Origin of the sequence: Bartonella sp. AA1HLJMS, assembly GCF_042197445.1 — a bacterium.
In the GTDB taxonomy this organism is placed as follows: Bacteria; Pseudomonadota; Alphaproteobacteria; order Rhizobiales; family Rhizobiaceae; genus Bartonella.
Map to the genome: position 1 here is coordinate 38,383 of NZ_JBHIRW010000011.1, position 18,470 is coordinate 56,852.

Sequence of the window (18,470 nt, forward strand, 5' to 3'; positions counted from 1 at the left end):
TCTGTAGTTACCAAATTATAAAATGAAAGCAAGTCTTTAAAGCTTGCATCTTTCATCTCTTTATTGCAAATTCCATTACAGCTTTGATAATAACTCACATTAAAAATGGACTTGAACAATGCTTGACATCATAAGAAATGCTACAAATTCTTGGATTTTTAGAATTTTCCTTGCTATTTTACTCTTATGCTTCATTCTTTTATGGGGGGTACCGCAGTTACACAAAAAAAGTGAAAGAGATCTTATTACTTCTGGAAAGTCCACAGTAACTGTCGATGATTATCGTCTTGCACTCGCCGATCAAAGCGCACGTTTAGCATATGCTGCTCATCTTGGACGAATGTTTACAACAAATGAAATGCAGCAATACCAAATTCCTGCTTTTGTATTTAATCAATTACAACAAAATGTACTGCTTGATGAACAAGCACGTAAAATGAAAATAAGTCTTTCAAAAGATACAATAGCTCATACGATTGGTTCTGATAAAATGTTCCAAGTAAATGGCACTTTTGATAAAAACTTGTTTTATAACTATCTTCAGCATTTACACATTAGTGAAAGTGCTTTTCTTAATTATTACACCAAACAAGAAAAGCGTAATCAGCTTATTGCTGCTTTACTTTCTGATATGAAGGCACCAAATCTCTTTTATAAAGCACTTGCTCTTTATCAAGGAGAAATGCGTATTGCTGATTATCTCGTTATTGATCTAAAAGAAAAGGAAACAATTGCTGATCCTGATTACGAAACATTACAAAAATGGTTTGAAACACATCAAAGTCAATTTCGTGCTCCAGAATACCGTACTGTCTCTTTGCTATCTATGGAACTTAATGATTTTGTAAAACCTAAAGATATCTCAACAGATGAGGCGAAAGCCTATTATACACAAAATGCTTCACGTTTTGTAACGCCTGAAAAGCGTACATTCGAAGAACTGCGATTCCCCTCACGCGAAGAAGCCGATAATGCAGCAAAAAAAATAGCTGATGGATTGAGTTTTGATGAACTGGTAAAAGCTGAAAAAAAGACTCTTAATGACATAAAAAAAGGTCCTCTCGCAGAAAATGAACTTCCTAATCATCTGACATCTGAAATTTTTGAACTTCAACAAGGCCAAGTCAGTCCTGTGATAAATGACTTACAGGGACCTGTTCTCATTCGCGTTACGCATATTGAACCTTCAAGCTCTCTTCCTTTTGAAAGTGTAGAAGAAAATATTCGCCAAATACTTGCCAAAAATCGTGCTACTGATGATATCCGTAACAATTATGTAGCCATTGAAAATGCTCGTTTTGAGGGTGCTTCTCTCAAAGAGTTAGCTGACCAATACAAGTTATCTTTGCGCACAATTACTATTGATAAAACGGGAAAAACGCTTGAAGGTGCAATACTCACGGATTTACCTCAAAAAGATATTTTACTGAATGCCATCTATCAATCAAACGAAGGAGTCGATCTTGATCCTCTCTCTTTTCAAAATGGTGGATATCTCTGGTACAAGGTCGATAAAATTATTCCTTCCCGCGATAAGACACTTGAAGAGGCTAAGCTAGATGTTCTTTCTCAATGGAAAAATGAGGAAATCCAACGTCTTCTTGATGAAAAAGCCCAAAATGCTCTCAAACAGCTCACGGAAGGAAAAAGTCTTGTTGCTCTTGCTCATACCCTTGGTGTTACAAAACAAACAACACCCGCCCTCCGGCGTCAAGACTCATCTGAAATCCTTGGCGTTGAAGGGATTAAAGCATTATTTGCTGCTCCCAAAGGTCATTATGGCATCATAAAAGGTCCGGTTGCAACAAACCGTATCATTTATCAAATAAAGACTGTAACCATGCCTAAAGATATCACGTCTCATACTCTTTCAACTGAGGTCCGCGCCAATATAGATATGATGATAAGAGAAGATCTCAAGCTAGAAATGCTACAAGTTGCCAATAAAGAACATCCTTTGGAAATTAATAGCACAAATTATAATCAGATCTTTAACGCTCTCCAATAAAAAGATTGTGCATAATTTTAAGAACTTATTGATAAAGTTTTCATCAGCTCTTCGTCTATAGTTGAAGAGGTAAGACGGATTTCTTGTCTGCATATCTTAGGATCAGCGTTTGTATAATGATTCATTTTCTCGCAAAACAGTGCATGTATGGATTTGCGAGAAAATAGTCAATGGAATGTAGAATCGTTTTTGCAATGCATTAAAAAACATTATCCATCCAAAGGTCGTAAAGGTTGCCGCCCATTAAGCTATAAATATCATCCCTATCGTCATTCATTCATAGCTCATTATATTGCTACTCTTAATATTCATTCATAGGGAGCGTATTGCTTCTTCCTTAAATGATTTCATTTACACATCCAACTTATAATAGATAAAAAAACTATTTTTAAAATTCATTATAAAAATGGAGAAATCTTTTTCTATTCAAGACTCTCATTCAATATGAGAAAAAACGTATTACCATTATAAATCAATATATTCATCAATCATAACAATCATCAATTATGATGTTATAATTTCTCAAAAATAAGAGTTTTTTATAGACTTATAGACTGCTAAGATAACTTCTCTCATAAAATAGAAATTTCATTTCATTTGCAAATGAGATACAATCAATACATTCAGAGTACTTAAAAGTTCTTCTTCAAACAAACCAATGTATTAAGATTTATCTCATGTTTTTCTTTCTCTGCATCTCACCCATCCAATACACTGAATAAAACATATTACTGATGAAGAAATACAGCGTATTTTCAAGATCATAAAATTTCTTATTCTTTTGCGTTCATAACAACCAAAACATCAACATTTTTTATAACAAAAAAATGGTTTGGAATCACAATAGCTCCTTTTATCTTCATATGAAAAAATCAGTCTACATGTTACGCATTCCAACGTAGTAATATTTTTTTACAATATCTTTGGAAAATTGCCGCTTATTGCTGCCCTTGTTATCAACCAATAGCGATACATCAATGGCAAAGTTGCACTCTCTTGAAAAATTGCTGCCCCCAGCTGTATAGCTTTTTGAAGAGAAGCTGGTACAATGACCAATGGAAGAAAAGCTGGCTTAAGAACTCTAGGTAAAGTACAAGAATACTCGTAAAATTGGGTATAATGATCGCGCGATAATGCTACCATAGCTTCAACAATACAACCCTTTTGTTGATCGCTGAGACGATGAGATTCCAAATCTTCCCTATTCACTCCTACAGCCTTTAATATATCAGTGGGTAAATAATATTGATATCGTGATTGCATGAATGATAAAAGACGCAATACACCGCTTAATCCTTGAGAAATCCCTCCATGTTCATAGATATCTGTAAACTCTTGTGCAGTTTCAGGATCTAATATCTGACAAGAAAGCTGTAAAATTATGCCTGCTGTCTCACCACAATAATGCTCTAGATCATGAAGTGTTTCTATTGGATTGTGATAAAGATCTAAAATTTGCGCATCACAATAACGTAAAAAAGCTGTCTTAGGTAAATTAAAAAGAGTGATTGCTTTTAATAAATCATTCAAAATCGGATTGTTTCCACTCGTTTGCATTTCACCATGAGCAATAGCATCATACCACCAACGTAACCGTATTTCTCCTATGAGTGGGTCATGTACACTTTCGCGGATACGAGAAACTTCAGCATTAAATACATAAAGAGCAGCCAATGCTTGGCGCTTTTTTTTAGGTGCAAATAAAACCGATATATAGCGATCACGATCTATGGTACGTAAAATATCAAGACAATAAGGAAGAGAGCCTATCATTCTATGAACCTATTAACGTCCCTTTTTTAGCAATTAAATTAATACCCTCTTTTTATTCATATTAAAAAATGAAGGATAAGCAAATACAGTTCAGAAAATAAGATTTTTAAATGTGTCTCTTAACTGTATTATGAATTAAAATTTCTTTTCTAATCCCTTTTCGTTTTAGAAAGAAAAAAATTAAATAAATAATTTTTCTGATAAAACTTATCTTATCGGACTTCAAGTTTTCATTTGCAATAAAAAAGCTAAAAACCAATCGTAACATGCATAGTAAAACTTGAACAACAAGCAACGCAAAACACTTTTTCAGTGGATAGATGACAATGTTATTTTATAAAAAATGCACTGATCACAAAAACTTCATCAATCATTGACCTCCTCCCCATCCTAAAAGACAAAGGTTCTTACCAACACCAATTTGTAAAAAATCCAATTGCTCTCGGTGCGTTTCTGTTACTATAAACGCATTGATTTATAATGATAATTTTGTGTTTTGTATATTAAATTAGAATCCCAAATATCGTAGATATGCTTTCATTTCAAACCAATTCCATGTTACATCAATAAAAACTATTCCCTTGCACGTCATAAGCGGAACTGGCTTGTAGGTAAAAACTGTATAAGAAAGAATTAAAATGCCTCTTATGAACTATCTTAAGTCCCAAGAGCTGATCACTCATGTGATTCATTAGGAACTATGAGCAAACTTTGTCCTGAATACTTGCTGCTGTATTTAAAAAACACTTAATGTGTTAAGTTATGTATATTCTATACCCTTATATCACCGCCTTAAACGACAGTATTTTACAGCGCAGAAAATAATCACACAAGTCTTTCATGCTAGACCAGAGCCTTTGTTTTATTAAACAATACTCTATTCTACCGCAAATAATAACGCCGCAACAGCGCGATCTTCAGCCAATAAAACATTAAATGTACGCACCGCCGCTCCCGTACTCATTGTATCTGATGAAATACGTTTTTCCCATAAAAGCACCCGTAACTCTTCAGGTAATCGTAATAATTCAATTCCAGTACCTATTAATAAAACTTCGATTTCAGAAGCTTCTTCTAAAATACGAGATATATCCCTTTGAGTGGGAACAGGCCCTGCCATCTCAATGCCATAAATACCTGATGGTACACAAATAATAGAACCTCTATGAGACATATCAGCAAAACGAAACCCACCATTTCCATAAGCATCAATAGGTGCGCGACTTGGAAAATGTGCTTCACGAATTTGAATTGCATCGAACATAAATATGCACCTTTTATTTTTGAATAATCCAATTGTCTTTGCTTCTTCTCATCATAAAAATTAAAGTAAGGCTAATATAAACATTGATATGTTAAACATAGCCTAGTATTGAAGTGAAAATTTTTATATAATGCCCTAATCTTCTCATACAAGAAATATATGAAAATTTGCAAATAAACTGCGGTAAAATGCTATACCTGCTTAAATAAATCTATCTTTTAAAAAGTTTCCTCAGCTTATTTACTCACAAATTGCTTTTTATAAACACAATGATCTTGTTTAAAAAACAGAAAAAAATTGCGTAACATTCTATAAATAAAACAACTATTTTAATAATCTAAAGAAAACAAAAACTCCATTTTCTGTAGCCACTATAAAAGCCTCTTTTTCAATGAAATTGTCTTGATCTTGCCAAGCTTTTTATAAAAATGCTTAAAAAATGTAATAAACTGCCATTACACCTTAAGATGCATTTTCCTTTGATACAGCTTTTTTCTCTTCAGAGATACTCATATCTTCTTTCGTTGTCGTTTTAGATTTAGACTTTTGTGGTCTTTTTGCTTTAGCATTAAGTTTTGATTTTTTTTCTGCAACCGGCTCACCTTTAACGCGCACATCAGCTAATGTTGAGCGAATAACACGAATATTCATACTATCACCAATTTCAACCTCTAATTCACCGCTCTCGTCGTGAACCTTCGTAACCTTGCCGATAATACCACCACCCGTTATAACTGTATCACCACGACGTACTGCATTAAGCATTTCTTGGCGTTTTTTCATTTGGGCACGCTGTGGACGAATGATAAAAAAATACATAATTGCAAAAATTAAAATGAATGGGACAGCGCTAGCAAATGAAATTCCACCGGAAACATCGCCTGCAACTTGAGCATAAGCGTTCGTCATAAACATTTTTATCTCCTATAGTTAAACCTCAGGTATTTCCCACTCTATTAAAATGAAATTCCGATACAGAAAAAATTCCTAAAGAATTTATCATAAAAAGCAATAACTACATAATCTAATCACAGCTTTACAAAAATACAATAAATCCTTAAGAGGCAGAATACCAAAATACAATGAGAAAAATCTTAAAAAATAGATTCACTTTCCCCTATTGTATATCCTACAATACAAATCTTTTCACTAACTCAATAAATTATACAAGATAATTTTTCTAATGAACAAACTTAATTTATATAGATAATTTATCGTTTTTGATATCAAATGACAGATCTAAATACAATAAAACGATCTCATTTCAAACCTTCTGAATTAATCAAAACGATTTTCTTGCACGTCACACATATGAAACGAGCCTGTCGATAAAAACTTTTTAAGAAAGGCGTGAAATATCTTTTTTCATGCTTCTCTCAAATGCAAGAGCAATTGGAATACTCAAAGCTGACAAACAGTATGATACTATTGTCTTACACTTTCATAAATACAAAGATGGTAATATCTAACGACCCCAACGAACTACTCTCCTGAAACCAATGATTTTTTGCTGCTATGTTATTGATTTAAGAAAATCAATTGTTTTTCATGAATTTTCTATAAACTGTAAGACTATTCAAATGTCAAAGTTATCAATAAATTAGTTTTCTAAATATTTAAGGGGATCAACAGGTAATGAATTCTTACGCATCTCAAAATAGACACGTGGCGTTTTAACATTTCCTGAAACACCAGATTTAGCAATCTCATCACCGCGCCTTATCCTTTGTCCTTTGTTAACAACAAGCTTACTATTACATCCATAAATAGTGATAATATCATTTTCATGTCGAATCATCACAACATTACCAAGCTCTTTTAATCCATCTCCCGCGTAAATAACCACACCATTTTCTGCCGCCTTTACCGAAGACCCTTCAGGCACTGCAATATCTATTCCTCGATTCATTACTGTTCCCTTTTTTTGACCGAACTGGCTTAATAAACGCCCTCGTACTGGCCAACGCATCTTAGAAATTCCTGTGGCTTGCGGAGTCGTCATATTATCTGTATTCGTAACAGTACTTGACAAACCAGTCTCATGTTTCAATTGCGTCATCTGTTTAGAAAAATTTTTCTCAGAACTTGATTTGTTCATCTTTGCAGAGGGTGGCGTTGTTACAGGAGCTTTATATATAGGAGAGGACTTCTTGTTTTTTATAGAGGACATCACTTGAGATTGGGATGCAGATTCTGTTGTTGACACTGCCCAATCGTTATTATTGTGTGCATTTGAAGATGCTAATGTACGCCTGCTTGGAACAACCAGTACCTGACCAATATAAATGGAATTGCTGTTTATACCATTTGCTAATTTTAATGCCTCAACACTAACCCCTACTTGTCGTGCAATATTGAGCAGTGTATCTCCACTCTGGACAATATAAGAATTCCGGCGAAAAATAGGAGATTTATCCATTTGTGAACGAGAAAGTGTTCCAAGATTACGTGGAGGGGAGCCCATAACGCGACCATCAGAAGAAGTTATCCTATCTTGATGTGGAAAATTATAGGGGGAATTATCATCTCCCCACGAATCATCGCTTGATTCCACAGGTGGCAATTCAGTGCTTTGTATCATACCACTACCGTATGATAGCATTCGCGGGTCTGTATACATAGTGCTTGATATATTTGATTGAGATGATACCGTACGATGAGAGAACGTATTGGAAAAACGCTGTGTACCAGAACTACAACCAGCAACAATAGTTACCACCGCTAACAAAGTTATTCTCTGAAAATTATGCTGGAAAATATTATCCAAAGCTTTTAGACACATCGTTTTGCTCACTCATCAATAATCAACTCACTCCATTAAAGCTTTTTTAAATTACCGAAGAGTTAAAATGAGATGTTTTATTCATAAATATCTTTATATAAGATCAAAATGAACTTAACGTAGACAATTTGCAGAAACTTCTTAGCTTGTAAAAATTAAAGTATCTCCGCAATGCCTTTAATAAAAGGTTGGTAACGCACTTGGAACAGTTCTAAACACTCAAATCGACTACCAATTTTTGTATAGCGCGTCACCGTTTGTACCCCTTCGTCAGGTCCTATCGCCTGAATGAGAATTCCATTTTCAGCTAAAAGTTCTAAAAATTCCTTTGGTTCATCAAAACGTGATGGCCAAATAAGAATGCGATCAAATGATCCTAAGCCTGTCACGCTATGACTTCCATCAATCTGCCGTATAACAATATTTTCAATTCCTAAAGTTTGAAATTTTTGGCGTGCTAAATCAACAAGCGTTTTATAACGATCAATCGTTGTCACACGGTCACTCAGACATGCCATAAGAGCAGTACAAAAACCAGATCCTGTACCAATTTCTAAGACACGATGCCTTTTTTTCAACGATAATGCCGAAAGAATTAAGAGTTGTTCTTCCAAACGTTCCATATATTCACCACACTCAAGGGGAATAACTTTATTATCATAAGCACTATTGAACCAAGGAGCAGCAACAAACTGTTGACGCGGAATTTTCTCTAATGCCGAAAAAAATCGCACGTCATCAATGCCTTTGCTACGCATTTTCAGTACAAGAGCGGCTAACTCCTCACGAAATTGTAAAATACCCTTTTGCCCCATAGTATCATTCAATCTCCAATGGAGGTACACTTTTATCATACTGACAAACTGCTTCTTTTAAAATGGCAAAAACTTGCGTCTGTGTATCATCACCTCTTGGCAATAAACGCATATTGTCTCTCCTTTCGTAAAATTAAGCAGTAATACAGCGCATGCCTCCCATATAAGGTTGTAAAACATCTGGAATAATAATTGATCCATCAGCCTGTTGATAATTTTCAAGTACAGCAATAAGACAACGTCCAACAGCCGTACCAGAACCATTAAGGCTATGAACAAAATGCAATTTTTTATCGCCGTCTTTACGATAGCGCGCATTCATACGACGACCTTGAAAATCTCCACAAACTGAACAGCTAGAAATTTCACGATAACATTCTTGACCAGGAAGCCAAACCTCGATGTCATAGGTTTTACGCGCTGCAAACCCCATATCACCCGTAGAAAGAACCACTGTGCGAAAAGGCAAACCAAGCCGTTTTAATATATCTTCTGCACATTCCGTCATACGTTCCAATTCAATTAAAGACTGCTCTTCACTGGTAATCGAGACCATTTCAACTTTCCAAAATTGATGCTGACGCAACATACCGCGCGTATCACGACCGGCTGCTCCCGCCTCTGAACGAAAACAGGGAGATAAAGAAGAAAATCGCAGTGGTAAATCTGATATTTCAAAAATTTCATCGTTGACCAAATTGGTTAATGGTACTTCTGCTGTGGAAATAAGCCATCGACCATCTGTTGTACGAAAAAGGTCTTCAGCAAATTTCGGTAATTGTGCTGCTCCGTAAACAATCTCATCACGAACAAGAAGAGGTACTGAGACTTCTGTGTAACCATTCTCATTGACATGCACATCAAGCATAAATTGGCCTAATGCTCGTTCTAGCCGTGCTAACGCCCCTGAAAGTACTGTAAAACGTGTTCCAGACAAACGACTAGCTCGTTCAAAATTCATCTGTTTGAGATCTTGACCAAGATCAAAATGTTCCTTTGGTGTAAAATTAAATATTGGAGGTGTACCAAAATGTCGAATGACGACATTATCACTTTCATCTTTACCTTCTGGAACATCATCTAATGGAATATTTGGAAGTGCTGAAAGAATTTTCTCAAGACTCTCCGTCAGCTGTTTTTCTTCCACTGTTGCAGAGGAAAGAAAAGCTTTAATCTCTTCAACTTCAGCTCTAAGACGTTCAGCCATTTGCTGATCCGATACCGCTAAAGCCTGTCCTATTTCCTTTGAAACAGCATTGCGACGTTCCTGCGCCAATTGCACCTTAGCAATATGCGACCGACGTGCAAGATCAAGTTGTATTAACCTTTCAGCTTGTGGCTCAAGACCTCTACTTACGAGTGCTTTATCTAATTTCTCAGGATTGTCACGAATCCACTTAATATCAAGCATAAAAATTCCTCATTTATATTGTTTTTATTCATTCCTTATCGCATAAGATTATACACTTTTCTTAAGCGGATTTTCTTCTCTTTTCTATACTGTAAGCAATTAAAATTGAAATCTCGTAAAGTGCTATTGTTGGTAAAGCCACTGCAAACATCGTAAAAAAATCCGACGGCGTTATGATTGCCGCAATGATAAAAGAGAGCAAAATAGCCCATTTTCGTTTAGACACCAAATCATGAGACGTTAAAAATCCAATTTTTGTTAAAAGACTGATGACAAGAGGTAATTGAAAAATCAAACCAAAAATTAGGATAAATGATGTCATAAAGCCCAAATAATCAGAAATACGCACTATAAACTCTATTTTTAAATGAACATCTGGAAGAAATTGTTGAGAAAGGCTAAACCATAGTATTATTGGCGCTAATAGACCATAAACAAACGCTCCCCCAATACAAAATAAAATAGGCCCCCCAATGAGAAATGGTAAAAAAGCCATCCGCTCATTTTTATAAAGCCCTGGTGCAATAAAACTATAAAACTGAAAAGCCGTATAGGGAAAAGATAAAATAATTCCCCCAAAAGCAGAAAGCTTCATCTTCGTTAAAAAAGTTTCCCATACTTGCGTTGATTGCAAACGAATACCCTCAGGGTTACCCCCTGCTATTTTCATTGCCCACTGATATGGCCATAGTAAAAAATTTAAGATATAATCTTTAACAAGAAAACACATCACAAAAGCGATCATAAATGCAACCAAGGCAGAAATAATTCGCTGACGAAGTTCAATTAAATGTTCTAAAAGTGGAGCCATATTAGCATCAACTTCATTTTTTTTTACATTCATGACACATCTTCTTTTTCTTTATCTTTAGGAGAAACAAAAATGTTTTCAGAATGATGAGAAGCTATAGAAACTGTCATATCTTTCTTGATTACCTTTTGATCACATTCCAAAATTTCTTTATCTTTTTTTGATTTATGATGTGTTTCCTTAACATCCCAATTATCGTGGATATCCTCTAATATATTTTGAGTGGGATCAAAAGTTTCTGCCAACTTCTTGCTTGAATTGCTAATATCCGAACATACTTTTTGCAAATCATCGCGCTCGATTTGTTTTATTACATCATCAAACTGATGACGAAATTCATTTGCTGTTGAATACACATACGCTCTTATCTTTGCTACTGTCTTTAATATTTTAGGTAAATCTTTTGGTCCAACGACAATGATGAGAACAAGTAAGATTACGATAAACTCTGGTCCGTCAATCCCAAACATCTCTTAATTCGACTTTCTCATCAAAAAATATTGCACAATGATGATTGCGTTTTTGTTACTGTTTTTTAGCAACAGATGTTTTGCTTTTTTTAGAAACAGAAGAAACCTTTCTGCGCGCTGTTGCATGTTTTACCGATAACGGTTGAGATTGTTGAGATTCTACATCAATCATTTGGGAAGTAGGAGCCATTTCAACTTTATCCTCAATGCCGTCATCTTCTTCTTTCATATTTTTTTTGAAGGCTTTAATTCCTTTAGCAACATCGCCCATTAATTCAGAAATTTTACCGCGACCGAAAAGCACAAAGATAATCAATAAAATTATAATTAAATGCGTTGGTGAAAAAATATTACCCATTATTCTCTCTAACTTTATGCTTTTAAATTTGATTTCATTTATCCATGCTTCCTCTGAAGAATGTATCAAATATAATATCTTACTTATATATTTTCTTCTTAACTTAAAAGCAATTACACGCTTTTATTGCAAAAAGAACTTTTTATCCTCTCATCCTTTTTTAGCGTATTATAACACAAACCATTCAAAAATGATAAACCACTTCATACAAAGTTCAAAACACTTAAAAACTTTTCTAAAATAACTTCATCTGATCTCTTAGGTTACTCATCTTCCTGTAAATACTATAGCCAATGTCTTTCCTTTTAAACAATGCTTTACATATCATTACAAACATTTCCGCCAAATTATCCTTTACTGATAAAAATCATAACATGCTGTAAAACATTTTACGTATTCAATTAAAAAAATCAGAAAGAAAAATCTCTAAAAAACTTTCTTAACACATCATCAGTCTCTTCAAAAACGATCATCTTACGCACAACATTTATTCTTTGCGTTGGGGTGGAAATTTTATTATCCATTATTCCATATACAATACGAAATATGAGCCATCATAGCATTCAATTAAATATCTGGCGTGTAAATAAAACTATTAGCGGAAAGAGTAAAAATGTACTTTATGAACCAACTCAAGTGCCAAGAGGTATGGCAATACTGCTAAAAAATAAAAAAGGTACCAGCTTGTGCCTTTATTCAGTAAAATACCTCCATATAACCAGCTCTCTAAACCACTGTATGCTCTAACTATTACATGTCTCCGGATTCTGGGCATGCGTTCTCATAATATCATGTGTTTAACCTATCTCAGTATTGAAAACAGAATGGGCATGAATAGAAAATTACATTCAATCAAAAGCATGGTATCGAAGCATAATCCATATAAAAAGAATTTCTTATCCTAGCCTTTTTTATAAGATTACCTCATAAAGTCGCTCGATAATACAGTGTTAGAGATAGATAAACCTATTTACTTTAGTTTAAAATTCCTCATTTTGATTGAGATAGCTTGCAGAGCACATATCAATTTTCAAAAGTTTTATTTTAGCATCATACACAATAACCTAGCTATTTAGCGTGTATAATGTAAAGCTTTGGCTCCGCTTAAAGCAATGAAATTCATTCACACTTTTACAAAAATCTATCACTATAACACCAGCACTTTATTGCTCTATCCATAATTTTACGCTTGCTAAAAAACTTATAAATGTAACAATGTTTTTATCAACCATTTGAAATTCTTTAATCTTTAAACAAGCAAATTGATGAATGAATTTGAAAGATACCCTTCAATTTTTCAACAAACTTCACTAATATTCTCGTTAATTGAGTTTTTTTATAGTTTTCCTGAAAGAGTCCGCGGTCATAAAAAAATTCTCTTACAACATAAATATCTCTATTGAAATGTTTGGTCTCTTCTTGTCTATCTTTCATATAAAAAAATTAAAATTTTAACGATTAATCTCATAATATAAAAATAGCCTTGTGAATAAATGCTCTAATGACATTAATATTTTTTCTGTAGTGTATAATTTGGGAGTGAGGGTATTGTTTGATTTCTACAAGAGTATTTTTATGGATATCAATTCTATTATTCTATGCTAATAATCCGGTACAGTTATACATATGATAGAGTTTACTCCATGAATTATCGGCATATTTATCATGCTGGCAATTTTGCTGATGTTTTTAAACACATTATTGTCACTCGCATTGTAGAATATCTCAAACGCAAAGAAAAAGCTTTTCGCGTTATAGATACGCATGCTGGAATCGGTATTTATGACCTTTCTTCTTTAGAAGCACATAAAACAGGAGAGTGGCGCGAAGGTGTCCAACGACTTTTTTCAACTCCTATCCCAGAAGATTTAAGAACACTCCTTTGTCCATGGTGTGATATCATTGATGCCCTCAATAAAGGGGAAAAAGAAATTGTATTTTATCCTGGATCTCCTGTTCTTATTCGTCAATTATTACGGAAACAAGATCGCCTCACCGCAATAGAATTGCACAATGAAGATTATCATATTTTAGCAAAAAACTTTGCAGGAGATTATCAAACAAAAGTTCTGCATTTAGATGGTTGGCTTTCCTTAAATGCTCATGTACCACCAAAAGAAAAACGTGGTTTTATCCTTGTTGACCCTCCCTTTGAAAAAGCTGGAGAGTTTTCCCGCCTTATTGATGGATTAACGAAAGCCTATCGTCGCTTTTCTGGAGGAATCTACGCTTTATGGTATCCTGTTAAATATGACAAAGAAATTGAAAGTTTTCTTCAAGCGCTTTATCAAACCGGAATTCCTAAGATTCTACAGCTTGAAATGCGTATCCGAAAAAATTCAAGTCCACCGACAATGAATGGAAGTGGTATGATTATTATTAACCCTCCCTACCTTTTGGAAGAAGAAATGAAAAAACTCAGCCCCTTTCTTATCAACCGTCTTGGACAAGATGAAAATGCCAAAATAACGCATAAGTGGCTTCAAAAAGAACATCTATTATTTTAGATCTTTCTCTAATATTTTTCCTAAATCAAATATCATGTTGTAAAATACAAAGGCATTAAATGATAAAGTTCTTTGATTCTTTGGATAATATCAACATATTATAATGGTAAGCTAATAACGATCAGCGTGAATTGTTTTTTTAGAAAGCCTATCCTCTTAATCATCATGGATTTCTTATTTCAATCATTTTAATGGATAAATTGGGCAAATTCATAAAGCTGTCTTAGAATAACAACTCTCATATTTTTTATGAAAGATCGGCTCTCTAAAATCATACTCTTATGTTATAAGATATTATTTATAGAAAAAAATTATAAAGACATAAATAATCATTATTTAACAAAAAAGAATATTTCATATATTAAACAAACAACATATTCGTAATAAACGGAATGGTCCTGAAAAATAATACAAATTGTCCGCAAAATGAACGGGAAAAACTTTCTTTTCTCTCTAATATTACATGGCATAATGCCAATCAAAGCAATGAGAAAAATCAATTCCAAGGTATCAAGTTCATACAAGAGTTTGTTAGACACCTTCCGCATAAGCCAGGGGTTTACCGGATGATTGGTGAAAATGGTGATATTCTCTATGTTGGCAAAGCCCGTAATCTCAAAAAACGTGTTTCAAACTATACACGTGAAAAAGGACACAATAATCGTATTACCCGCATGATTCGTGCAACATATCATATGGAATTTATTGTCACCCATACAGAAACAGAAGCACTCCTTTTAGAAGCCAATCTCATCAAAAGATTGCATCCACATTTTAATGTACTCCTACGTGATGATAAAAGTTTTCCTTATATTATGATTACAGATGATCATCAAGTGCCTGCACTTTACAAACATCGTGGTGCTCGAACACGAAAAGCTCACTATTTTGGTCCTTTTGCTTCTGCTGGTGCAGTGACACAAACAGTTCATATTTTACAACGCGCCTTTTTATTACGAACCTGTACTGATTCAGTTTTTGAAAACCGTACACGCCCCTGTTTGCTTTATCAAATTAAGCGATGTTCTGCACCTTGTACTCATGAAATTAGTGACAGTGATTATAAAGAACTGGTGAAAGGAGCAAAAGCGTTCCTTTCGGGAAAAGATCAATCTATTAAAAACGATATGGTTCAAGCTATGCATAAAGCCGCAGAAAATCTTGATTTTGAACAAGCAGCTTCCTATCGTGACCGCTTATCAGCCCTTTCTCACATACAAAGCCATCAAAGTATTAATCCTCAAACGATAAAAGAAGCGGATGTATTTGCAATTGCGCAAAAAGAAGGAATGACCTGTATTCAAGTGTTCTTTTTTCGCATGGGGCAAAATTGGGGAAACCGTGCCTATTTTCCTAAAGCAGATCCCTCTTTTTCCCGCACTGAAATTTTAGCGAGTTTTCTTGCCCAATTTTACGATGATAAACCACTTCCTAAAAGCATCCTTTTATCTGAAGAAATTGAAGAAAAGACACTTCTTACAGAGGCATTTAGTCTTAAAGCAAATCACAAAGTGTCCCTCTCTTTACCTAAACAAGGTGAACGAAAAACTCTTGTTAATCGTGCCTATCTCAATGCTCATGAAGCACTTGAACATAAGCTTTCTGAAACAGCCACCCATACAAAATTGCTTCAAGGTCTTGCTAAAACATTCCAACTACCTTTTCCTCCACGCCGGATAGAAGTCTATGACAATTCTCATATCATGGGAACAAATGCTGTAGGAGCTATGATTGTTGCTGGTCAAATGGGATTTATTAAAAATCAATATCGAAAATTCAACATTCGCTCAACAGATATCACGCCTGGCGATGATTTTGGCATGATGAAAGAAGTGATTAAACGAAGATTTTCACGCCTTATCAAAGAGTATGATCTGCCAAATAGAAGTCATGACATAAAAGATGATGATCTTTTTCCCATTTGGCCTGACCTTATCTTAATCGATGGTGGTGAAGGACAAATCAACAGCGTACATGCAATACTTGCTGAATTACAATTAAATGATCTCTTCACAGTTGTTGGAATCGCCAAAGGTGTTGACCGTCATGCGGGACGTGAACGATTTTTTATAAAAGGTATTCCCCCCTTTACACTTCCTCCACGTGATCCTATCCTCTATTTTTTGCAACGTCTGCGTGATGAAGCACACCGTTTTGCGATTGGAACTCATAGGATAAAACGAAAAAAAGCAACATTCAAAAACCCACTTGATGAAATCGAAAATATCGGTCCAACAAGAAAGCGTGCGTTACTTCATCATTTTGGAAGTGCCAAAGCTGTTGCTAGTGCCTCATTTGAAGATTTAAAAAAAGTTACGGGAATCTCTATGACAATTGCACAAAAAATTCATAACCATTTTCATGAAAAATAGGCTTGTTTCATAACCTTCACCTTGTTACGTTTAGGAAATATATTCTCTTTCACAAGAATTAAAAATGGCTCCATGAAAAATCATACTTTTTCTTTTCCAAATATTTTAACTTATGCACGAATTGTTGCAGTCCCAATGGTTGTTGCATGCTTTTTTTTAGAAGGGCGACTACAATCAAGTGATATCACTCGCTGGATTGCTGTTTCTATTTTTATCGTTGCATCCATTACTGACTTTCTTGACGGTTACCTTGCTCGTATTTGGGAACAAACATCCAATATTGGTCGCATGTTAGATCCAATTGCCGATAAACTTCTCGTCTCTGCTTGTTTGCTCTTGCTTGCCGCAGACAGTACCATCGCTGGGTGGACACTATGGGCAGCTATTATCATTCTTTGCCGAGAAATTCTTGTATCAGGATTACGTGAATATTTGGCTGAGTTAAAAGTTAGTGTTCCTGTCTCTCGTCTTGCAAAATGGAAAACTTTTGTACAGATGATCGCTATTGTATTTCTTTTAGCTGGACCAGCCGGTAATAAAATTTTCCCTTACACAGTAGAGTTTGGCATTACTATGTTGTGGATTTCTGCCCTCCTTACATTGTGGACAGGGTGGGATTATTTTCGTGCAGGTTTAAAACACGTTATCCTATGAAGAGTATGGGGATTTATAATGATAATTTATCTTTTTGTACTTAAATAAGAGATAAGAATAGCATAAGATTGATTTATTTTTATTAATGATAAATCAATCAAACACTGTTTTGCACATTACAAATAAGGGGGACGTGTAGATAAAAGCTATTCAAAAAAGAGTAAATAGGCTTTATATTTTCGTAAAAGCAGCTGTAATATTAAAAGCTAAAAAAACGATTAATGCTCTATATGCTTTCAAAAAAATCTATAATCTTATAAGCAAAAAACCGAAACATAGTGTTTCGGATTTTTGCTTCTTATATACGCTTTATTAACCAACAATTTCTACCTCAGGAAACCAAAAGGCGATTTCTGTTTTTGCCGTTTCAGCACTATCGGATCCATGGACAGAATTTTCGCCAATCGATAAAGCATGAACCTTACGAATTGTCCCTTCTTCTGCATCACTAGGATTCGTAGCCCCCATTACTTCACGGTTTTTAGCTATTGCATTTTCACCTTCCAAAACTTGTACAACGGTTGGACCAGAAGACATGAATTCAACCAATTCACTAAAAAAAGGACGTTCTTTATGAACAGCATAAAATTTTTCAGCCTCACGTTTGCTCATCCAGACACGTTTAGACGCAATAACACGTAGCTCCGCATCCTCAAGCATTTTAGTAATTGCGCCAGTCAAATTACGACGGGTTGCGTCTGGTTTAATCATCGAAAAAGTACGCTCTAAAGCCATTTAACCACCTTTATTTCATTTATAATATTCTCTAGCCATTTCTATAGCGAGCAAGGAGCCCTTTGCCAAGTGACTCTGCAAAATTCTATACAAATTCTCAAAAATATAGAATGAATTATAAAGAAGACTTTAATAAAAACACCTGCAATTGCTCATCCCATCATAAAGATGCGCTACCGCTCCTTAGCAAATGTTGAACTTCTTTTATATTCCTCAACGCTTTCCATCAAAATTATCATTGAGATCAATTAAAAAATAACCATATCGTTAGAAACTATAGCGTACACCTAAAACACCCTGAAGGGACTGTTTTGTTTTACGCCCTTTAATATAATGTGCCTCACCATATAACTTTAACTTCTCACTCACTAAACTGCTTAAACCTATTCCTAATTTACCTGCATTCCCCGATAAGTCAGTGGTAAATGGATGGCGTTGATTAATTAACGTTTGATTGTCATCTTTATTCTCACGCAACCATGCTGCTGTAATATACGCAAGCGATGAGGA

At 34.7% G+C, this 18,470-nt stretch carries 15 protein-coding genes; 4 read left to right on the forward strand and 11 right to left on the reverse strand.

From position 1 onward, the window contains the following. Positions 1 to 118 precede the first annotated feature (118 nt). Complete coding sequence (locus ACFIQE_RS04755) at positions 119 to 2,008, forward strand: peptidyl-prolyl cis-trans isomerase (RefSeq protein WP_375707330.1); 1,890 nt, start codon at positions 119 to 121, stop codon at positions 2,006 to 2,008. Positions 2,009 to 2,920: 912 nt separating this feature from the next. On the opposite strand, the gene ACFIQE_RS04760 is transcribed toward ACFIQE_RS04755, so the two are convergent. The 9 genes from ACFIQE_RS04760 to tatA form a co-directional block, all read right to left on the reverse strand. Next, positions 2,921 to 3,781, reverse strand: a complete 861-nt coding sequence (locus ACFIQE_RS04760; RefSeq protein WP_375611260.1) for a phytoene/squalene synthase family protein — start codon at positions 3,779 to 3,781, stop codon at positions 2,921 to 2,923. Positions 3,782 to 4,658: 877 nt separating this feature from the next. Beyond that, positions 4,659 to 5,045: an Mth938-like domain-containing protein gene (locus tag ACFIQE_RS04765; protein ID WP_375611259.1), complete on the reverse strand. Its 387-nt coding sequence runs from the start codon at positions 5,043 to 5,045 to the stop codon at positions 4,659 to 4,661. Positions 5,046 to 5,507: 462 nt separating this feature from the next. Beyond that, complete coding sequence (yajC, locus tag ACFIQE_RS04770) at positions 5,508 to 5,960, reverse strand: preprotein translocase subunit YajC (protein WP_375707331.1); 453 nt, start codon at positions 5,958 to 5,960, stop codon at positions 5,508 to 5,510. A 685-nt stretch (positions 5,961 to 6,645) separates the two neighbouring features. Then, positions 6,646 to 7,827: a peptidoglycan DD-metalloendopeptidase family protein gene (locus tag ACFIQE_RS04775; protein WP_375630192.1), complete on the reverse strand. Its 1,182-nt coding sequence runs from the start codon at positions 7,825 to 7,827 to the stop codon at positions 6,646 to 6,648. Positions 7,828 to 7,982: 155 nt separating this feature from the next. After that, positions 7,983 to 8,642, reverse strand: coding sequence for a protein-L-isoaspartate(D-aspartate) O-methyltransferase (locus tag ACFIQE_RS04780; protein WP_273791164.1), 660 nt, complete (start codon positions 8,640 to 8,642; stop codon positions 7,983 to 7,985). Positions 8,643 to 8,775: 133 nt separating this feature from the next. Next, positions 8,776 to 10,053, reverse strand: coding sequence for a serine--tRNA ligase (serS, locus tag ACFIQE_RS04785; RefSeq protein ID WP_375620754.1), 1,278 nt, complete (start codon positions 10,051 to 10,053; stop codon positions 8,776 to 8,778). A gap of 61 nt (positions 10,054 to 10,114) precedes the next feature. Beyond that, positions 10,115 to 10,897 (reverse strand): twin-arginine translocase subunit TatC, encoded by a 783-nt coding sequence (tatC, locus tag ACFIQE_RS04790; RefSeq protein WP_375620753.1) that lies wholly within the window; start codon positions 10,895 to 10,897, stop codon positions 10,115 to 10,117. Further along, positions 10,894 to 11,334, reverse strand: a complete 441-nt coding sequence (locus tag ACFIQE_RS04795) for a twin-arginine translocase subunit TatB (RefSeq protein WP_375620752.1) — start codon at positions 11,332 to 11,334, stop codon at positions 10,894 to 10,896. The genes tatC and ACFIQE_RS04795 overlap by 4 nt, the downstream gene beginning before the upstream one ends. 55 nt (positions 11,335 to 11,389) lie before the next feature. Next, positions 11,390 to 11,692 carry a twin-arginine translocase TatA/TatE family subunit gene (tatA, locus tag ACFIQE_RS04800; protein WP_375611300.1) on the reverse strand — a complete coding sequence of 101 codons (303 nt, stop codon included), beginning with the start codon at positions 11,690 to 11,692 and terminating at the stop codon, positions 11,390 to 11,392. A gap of 1,643 nt (positions 11,693 to 13,335) precedes the next feature. Between tatA and ACFIQE_RS04805 the strand changes: the two genes are divergently transcribed. The 3 genes from ACFIQE_RS04805 to pgsA all read left to right on the forward strand — a co-directional run bounded on the left by ACFIQE_RS04805 (position 13,336) and on the right by pgsA (position 17,225). After that, the gene (locus ACFIQE_RS04805; protein WP_375620751.1) at positions 13,336 to 14,199 is read left to right on the forward strand and encodes a 23S rRNA (adenine(2030)-N(6))-methyltransferase RlmJ; all 864 of its coding nucleotides are present in this window, start codon (positions 13,336 to 13,338) and stop codon (positions 14,197 to 14,199) included. A gap of 392 nt (positions 14,200 to 14,591) precedes the next feature. Beyond that, on the forward strand, positions 14,592 to 16,571 hold the full coding sequence (gene uvrC / locus ACFIQE_RS04810; RefSeq protein ID WP_375707332.1) for an excinuclease ABC subunit UvrC: 1,980 nt from the start codon (positions 14,592 to 14,594) through the stop codon (positions 16,569 to 16,571). A 72-nt stretch (positions 16,572 to 16,643) separates the two neighbouring features. After that, a complete protein-coding gene (gene pgsA / locus ACFIQE_RS04815) occupies positions 16,644 to 17,225 on the forward strand; it encodes a CDP-diacylglycerol--glycerol-3-phosphate 3-phosphatidyltransferase (RefSeq protein WP_273723320.1) in 582 nt (193 codons plus the stop codon). 312 nt (positions 17,226 to 17,537) lie between these two features. On the opposite strand, the gene ndk is transcribed toward pgsA, so the two are convergent. Further along, positions 17,538 to 17,960, reverse strand: a complete 423-nt coding sequence (ndk, locus tag ACFIQE_RS04820; RefSeq protein ID WP_375612918.1) for a nucleoside-diphosphate kinase — start codon at positions 17,958 to 17,960, stop codon at positions 17,538 to 17,540. Between the two features lie 267 nt (positions 17,961 to 18,227). After that, the coding region (locus ACFIQE_RS04825; protein WP_375630187.1) for an autotransporter outer membrane beta-barrel domain-containing protein at positions 18,228 to 18,470 on the reverse strand (243 nt) is incomplete at its 5' end.